The sequence below is a fragment of the Streptomyces sp. NPDC059743 genome (assembly GCF_042732975.1).
In the GTDB taxonomy this organism is placed as follows: Bacteria; Actinomycetota; Actinomycetes; order Streptomycetales; family Streptomycetaceae; genus Streptomyces.
The window spans coordinates 103,032-109,579 of sequence record NZ_JBHWGS010000003.1 but is presented as its reverse complement, the minus strand read 5'-3'; the positions used below and the strand labels follow the sequence as shown (position 1 = coordinate 109,579).

The window sequence follows — 6,548 nt, the reverse complement described above, 5'->3', positions numbered from 1 at the left end:
TTGGGGGGGGTTTCATACCGCCCCTCGGGTGGCGTGTGGGGCCGCCCCGCCCTCATTTCGGTTTTAAAATTTCGCGTGGTGTTGCGCCCCCCCCCCCCCCCGCCCCCACGACGTCTCACCGCCGCCTCCGGGCGAGAGCGGGCCGAGGTGCCCACCCTGTAGCATGCGTCGGACCCTACAAGATGTAGTGGCTTTGTGCTGCTGTGTCTGACCCGGTCCATCACGGCCGGGCTCCTCCCCGACCCCGCCGGAGTGCACGAGCGATGTCCTGGTTCGAAGCCGCAGTCCTGGGCCTGTTGCAGGGGCTCACCGAGTTCCTGCCCGTCTCCTCAAGCGCCCACCTGCGGGTGTTCTCCGCCCTGGTCGGCTGGGGGGATCCCGGCTCGGCGTTCACCGCCGTGACCCAGTTGGGTACCGAGTCCGCGGTGCTGATCTACTTCCGGCGCGACATCGCCGCCATCATCAGAGCCTGGACCGCCTCACTGTTCATCCGTGAACGGCGCAAGGACCCCGATGCGCGCATGGGATGGTTCGTCATCGTCGGCACCCTGCCCATCGGTGTGCTCGGCGCCGCCTTCCAGAGCAGCATCGAGACCTCCTTGCGCGACCTGCGCATCATCGGCACCACACTGATCGTCTTCGGTGTGATTCTGGCCGTCGCCGACCGCTCCCGGGCCGTGCGCTACGCCAAGCCGATCGAGGAGCTCACCTTCCCGCAGGCCCTGGGGTACGGCTTCGCGCAGGCCCTCGCGCTGATCCCCGGCGTCTCGCGTTCCGGCGGCACGATCAGCGCCGGATTGCTGATGGGCTACAGCCGCGAGGCCGCCGCCCGCTACTCGTTCCTGCTCGCCATCCCCGCCGTACTGGCCTCCGGCACCCTGGAACTGTTCAAGATCGGTGAAGGCCCGTCCCCGGCCTGGGGCCCAACCCTCCTGGCCACCGGCATCGCCTTCGCCGTCGGCTACGCGGCCATCTCCTGGTTCCTGAAGTACATCTCCCACAACAGCTTCACGCCGTTCGTCGTCTACCGGATCATCCTCGGCCTGGCCATCGTCGCCCTGGTCACCGTTGGAGTCCTGGCCCCGGGTGCCGGAGCCATCGAGTAACCGCACGCACTCGTGCCGCAGTTGCCCCGGCCCCGCCGCGGCGCCCCCTCGTTCCCGCCTACAGGAGTACCCCCTGTGACCACTGTCGCTCTCGGACCCCAGTGGCTCGACCCCGACTATCTGATCTCAACCTTCGGCCTCATCGGCATCCTGGCGATTGTCTTCGCCGAATCCGGCCTGCTGATCGGCTTTTTCCTCCCCGGCGACTCCCTGCTGTTCACCACCGGGCTGCTGGTCGCCGGACATGAGTACCTCACCCAGCCGCTGTGGCTGGTGTGCCTGCTGATCGTCATCGCGGCGGTTCTCGGGGACCAGGCGGGCTATCTGTTCGGCCGTAAGGTCGGTCCTGCCCTTTTCCGCCGCCCCGACTCCAATCGGCGTCACGTGGCCGACGCCGCGCCAACGCGAGGCGGCGCTGACTCGATGGTCAACTGAGTGCACCGCTTGCCGTCCGCTCGCTCACCACACCCCCGTCAAACGGTAGGTGCGCGGCCTCAGGCACCCGTCCGCCCGCAACTGCTGGACTGTCCGGTTGGCCTTCGGCGCAATCGTAGTTCTTCGCAGCGTGTCCACTTCTGGTGAACGTACGAGTGTGGAGGGTGGTTCGGGATGGACCCGATATCGGTGGGGCTGCTGGCAGCGCTGGGACAGGCGCCGGCCGATCCGGCGCGCGTGCTGGCACTCAGTACGGCCTTGGCGGTTCGGGCTGCGGAAAGCAGAACACGGCTGGCTCGGCTGCCGCATGGGTCTTGTGTGGCCCGTCCGCGCTTGGGCGTGCCTGTGGCGTCCTCCACAGTGTGGCTTCATGAAAGCTTCATGGGTCGCCTCCTATGAGGCACACGGGACGCCAGTTGCCTGAGGGGCATGGACGGGTCCCACCTCACACGAAAACTTGTGCTTACGGCTCATGTCGGGCTGGCCGGGTCGTTGCTCGGTGCCGCCGCTCTGCACGTCGGCTGGGCGGAGCAGGCCGACGCGGTCGCACAGACGCTGAGTGATTACGCGTTGGTCGACGGCGGCGGGCGGATCTTCACCGGGACCGTGATCTGCCTCGCGGCGGGATCGGCGGCGCTGCTCGCCGGGCTGGTGCGGTCCGGGCTGCCGGTCGGAGGTCCCGCGAAGGCGCTGCTGGGAGCGTGGTGCGGCGGGCTGGTGCTCACCGTCGTGTTCCCCACCGATCCGGCAGGCAGCACCCCGTCCGTGCGAGGGCTTGTCCACCGGTACACCGCGGGTGGGGCCGTGGCGGCACTTCCCTTGGCCGGGCTCCTGATCGCCCGGCGGCTGGGCGTGCTGCCCGGCTGGCAGCCAACAGCGCGGTCACTGCGCCGCACCTCTTGGGCGAGCGTGGCGGGCGGTCTCGCCTTCCTCGGCGCCCATCTGTGCGCGACCGCCCCGGTCACCCCCATGGCACGGTCGATCGCCGGCGGACTCGGGCTGGCGGAGCGCGTGACGTTCGGGCTGGAGACGGTCCTGCTGTTCGTGCTGGCCGGTGCGGTGCGCGCGAGCCGGGGCAGGCGGTGACATGGCCGGCCATTTGTCTGGCGGTCCTGGGCGCGTGCTGCTTCGCGGCCGGGGCGCGGTTGCAGCACGGTGCCTCGGCGGACCTCCCGTCCTTGACGTCCGTAGTGCGGCGGCCCCTCTGGCTCGGTGGGCTGGCTCTCCTGGCCGCCGGGGCGGCGCTGCACGTCAGTGCCTTGTGGTTGGCTCCGCTGACGGTTGTTCAGCCGTTGGGTGTGTTCGCGGTCGTGGTGAGCGTGGTGTGGGGGCTCCAGGCCCGACGTGCCCGGCTGCGGCCGGGCACCGGGCTTGCGTTGACGGCGATCCTCGTGGGCGCAGGCTCGTTCGCGGTCCTCGCCGCGCATCTCACTGTGCCCGCCCCTGTCCCCTCGGCGGCCCAGGTCCGGGCCGGGCTGCTGGTCGCCCTCGGCGTGGCTGTCTGTTCGCTGGCCGGGGGCCTGTTGCGCGGACGCGCCCGGTGTCTGGCCCTGGCCGTGGGCGGCGGGGGCACGTACGGCTACACCTCCGTGCTGGTGCGGGCCGCCGCCGAAGAGTACGCGGGCCGCGGCGTGACGGGCGCCCTGCTCGGCACGCTCACCGCCATCGCGCTGTCGGTCCTCGTCGGCTGCTTGCTCGTTCAGCGCGCGTATGCCGACGGGCCACCCGAGATCACGGTGGCCTGTCTCACCGTCATCGACCCGCTGGTCGCCGTCGCCATCGGGGTCGGCCTGCTCGGTGAAGCACCGGGCCTGACCCCTTGGACCGCCGGAGCGGGCCTGGCCTGTGCCGGACTCGCGGTCGGAGGCGTCGTCCGTCTCGCGCTCGGCACTTCCGCTGCCTCTTCCTCCTCCCTTCTGTCCTCCCAATCCTGTCCCTCCCACAGCAGGAGCATGTAATGCCCGGCACTACCCGGCAGCGGATCGTCATCGGCGCGGACACCTACCCGCCGGACGTCAACGGCGCCGCGAACTTCGCCCACCGTCTTGCCGCAGGGCTCGCCGGCCGAGGCCACGAAGTCCACGTGATCTGCCCGTCGCCCGGCAGCGGCCCCGACCGCGTCACCGTCGACGGGGTCACCGTGCACCGGCTGGCCTCGCACCGCACACCGTTCCACCCCACCTTCCGGGTCTGCCTTCCCTGGCAGACCGGCCGCTCGGCCGCCCGGCTGCTGGATCGTCTCGCGCCCGACGTGATCCATGTGCAGTCCCACTTCGCTGTGGGCCGGACGCTGACCATGGCCGCACGCCGCAGGGCCATCCCGGTGGTGGCGACCAACCACTTCATGCCGGAGAACCTCATCGGCTACGCCAGGATCCCCGGCCGGCTCAGCGCAGCCGCCTGCCGACTGGCCTGGATCGACTGTGTCCGGGTCTTCCGGCGCGCCCAGATCGTCACCGCCCCCACCCCCCGCGCCGTACGACTGCTGCACGAGCACGGCCTCGGCACCACTGCCCTGCCGGTGTCGTGCGGCCTGGACCTGCGCCGCTTCGCGCAGCCCACGGCGGACTTCGGCGACGAGGGGCACCGCGTCCTGTTCGTAGGCCGGCTCGACGCCGAGAAGAACGTGCACGAACTCCTGAGGGCGCTGCCGCTCCTGCCCGGGGAACTCCCGGTGACAGCAGAGGTCGTGGGCGACGGATCATGCCGCCGCAGCCTGGAGGCGCTGGCCCGCGAACTCGGCGTCCACGACCGTGTCACATTCCACGGCTTGGTCAGCGATCAGGAAGTGCTGAACGCGTACGCCCGCTGTGATGTGTTCTGCATGCCCGGCACCGCCGAGTTGCAGAGCCTGGTCACCATGGAGGCCATGGCCGCCGGAAAGCCCGTCGTCGCCGCCGACGCCATGGCCCTGCCCCACCTGGTGCACCCCGGACGCAACGGACTCCTCTATCCGCCCGGCGGCATCCGAGCCCTGGCCTCGGCCCTCACCTCCATCCTGGGTGACACTGAGGCTCGTACGCGCATGGGCGAAGCCAGCCGCGAAATCGTCGCCCACCACGACATCGGACACACCCTGGACACCTTCGAAACCCTCTACCGGGACGCGGCCGGAACGCTGCGGTCCAAAGGCGTCCGGCGCTTTCCAAGGGCTCGTGAGAACAGTGAGAAGTATGAGTACGCAACGCATTCTGGTCGTTGACGACGAGCCCAAGATCCGGATGACGCTGCGCGGCTATCTGGAGGCGGACGGCTTCGATGTTCTGGAGGCACCGGACGGCCCGGCCGGCCTGTCCGGGGTCATCCGCGAACAGCCCGATCTGGTCGTGCTCGACGTGATGCTGCCGGGACTGGACGGCTTCGAGGTGCTGCGGCGGATCCGCGCTACCAGCCAGGTACCCGTGATCCTCCTCACCGCCCGGGACGAGGAAGTCGACCGGGTCATCGGTTTCACCGCGGGCAGCGACGACTATGTCACCAAACCGTTCAGCGCCCGCGAACTCGCCCTGCGGGTCCGGGCCATCCTGCGGCGCGCGGAAGGCGCACAGCCGCCGGAGGAACGGACACTGCGTTTCGACGGCTTGGTCATCGATCCCGACTCCCGTACGGTCACCGCCGGCGCCGACCGTACGGTGGAGCTCTCGGCACTCGACTTCGACCTGCTGGTGGCCATGGCCCGCACGCCTGGCCGGGTGTTCACCCGGCGCGGGCTGATCGAGCACGTGTGGGGCCGGGACTTCTTCGGCGACGAACGTGTCGTGGACGTCCACATCCGCACGCTACGGCGCGCGCTCGGCGACGACGCGAACGCGCCCAGGTTCGTGGGCACCGTACGGGCCATCGGCTACCGCTTTCTCGCCCGCCCCACCATATGACCGGTCGGGATACGAAAGGACCGTGACCATGCGTATCCCGACCTCCGGCCACCGGCTGGTACGGCTGGTGCTTCACCTCCCGCTGAGCATCCGCCTGGGCCTCTCCCATGTCGCGGTCCTATTGGTGGGACTCGGTTCGATGAGCGTCGCCGCCGACGCCTTCGACGTCTTCGAGGGCAGAGGACACGTGGACATCGATCCGATCTTCGGGTCCGCGCTCACCGTCGGCGTGGCTGCGGCGTTTACGGTGGCCGTCGTGTTCTCCCGGTTCCTGCTGCGGCCACTGCACCGGGTCCGCACCGCCACCCACCGTCTCGCCGAGGGGCATTACGACGGTGTCCTCGACGTACCCCGCGAACCGGGGCTCGCCGCGCTGGTCGAAGACGTCAACCGGCTGGCGGCCTCCCTCGCCGACACCGAGCGGCGCCGTGCCCGTCTGGTCTCCGAGATCGCCCACGAGATGCGTACCCCCATCACCATCCTGCGCGGCCAGATCGACGGAATGGCCGATGGCATCTTCACCCCGGACGACGCCATGTTCGCCTCATTGACCGACGATCTGGACCGGCTGCGGCGCCTTGCGGACGATCTCTCCAGCCTCTCCCGTGCCGAGGAAGGCGCGTTCACCCTGCACGCCGTGCCCACCGACGTGACGCTGCTCGTCCACGCCACCGCCGAACGGCTGCGCACCCAGTACGACGACAAGTACGTCACACTGGAGGTGGTTCCCGGGCCCACGGTCACTGCCCGCCTCGACCCGGACCGTTTCGCCCAGGTGCTCGTCAACCTCCTCGGCAACGCCTTGGTCGCCTGCGACTCCGGCGGTCGGGTATCGGTCACCGTGCAGGTCGAACAGGAGCCGTCGCCGCACGCCGTCGTACGTGTCGAGGACGACGGGATCGGTATCGCCCACCGTGATCTCGCACGGATCTTCACCCGCTTCGAACGCATCGAGCACCCCAACCGCCCCGCCCCCGCAGGCGGGAGCGGCATCGGCCTGACCATCGCCCGCGGCATCGCCCGAGCGCACGGCGGCGACATCATGGCCACATCTCCGGGCCTCGGGAGAGGAACGGCCCTCACCGTACGGCTGCCTCTTGCGCTCACAGGAACCACATAGCGGCCGTGCAGC

6 protein-coding genes and 1 pseudogene are annotated in these 6,548 nt (G+C 69.9%); all 7 read left to right on the top strand.

Translation table 11 applies throughout. From position 1 onward, the window contains the following. The first annotated feature begins 263 nt into the window (after positions 1–263). Positions 264–1,106, top strand: a complete 843-nt coding sequence (locus ACFV6H_RS06215; protein WP_385539146.1) for an undecaprenyl-diphosphate phosphatase — start codon at positions 264–266, stop codon at positions 1,104–1,106. 75 nt (positions 1,107–1,181) lie between these two features. Next, a pseudogene (locus tag ACFV6H_RS06210) lies at positions 1,182–1,478 on the top strand (DedA family protein); the annotation flags it as partial. A gap of 522 nt (positions 1,479–2,000) precedes the next feature. Next, entirely contained in the window at positions 2,001–2,627 is a 627-nt protein-coding gene (locus ACFV6H_RS06205; protein WP_385539144.1) for a DUF998 domain-containing protein, read from the top strand. 206 nt (positions 2,628–2,833) lie between these two features. After that, positions 2,834–3,499 (top strand): hypothetical protein, encoded by a 666-nt coding sequence (locus tag ACFV6H_RS06200; RefSeq protein WP_385539142.1) that lies wholly within the window; start codon positions 2,834–2,836, stop codon positions 3,497–3,499. Beyond that, on the top strand, positions 3,499–4,743 hold the full coding sequence (locus ACFV6H_RS06195; RefSeq protein ID WP_385539140.1) for a glycosyltransferase: 1,245 nt from the start codon (positions 3,499–3,501) through the stop codon (positions 4,741–4,743). Before ACFV6H_RS06200 ends, ACFV6H_RS06195 begins: the two co-directional genes overlap by 1 nt. Continuing rightward, the gene (locus tag ACFV6H_RS06190; protein WP_385539138.1) at positions 4,715–5,416 is read left to right on the top strand and encodes a response regulator; all 702 of its coding nucleotides are present in this window, start codon (positions 4,715–4,717) and stop codon (positions 5,414–5,416) included. Before ACFV6H_RS06195 ends, ACFV6H_RS06190 begins: the two co-directional genes overlap by 29 nt. A gap of 28 nt (positions 5,417–5,444) precedes the next feature. Beyond that, a complete protein-coding gene (locus ACFV6H_RS06185; protein ID WP_385539758.1) occupies positions 5,445–6,536 on the top strand; it encodes a sensor histidine kinase in 1,092 nt (363 codons plus the stop codon). Positions 6,537–6,548: the final 12 nt, after the last annotated feature.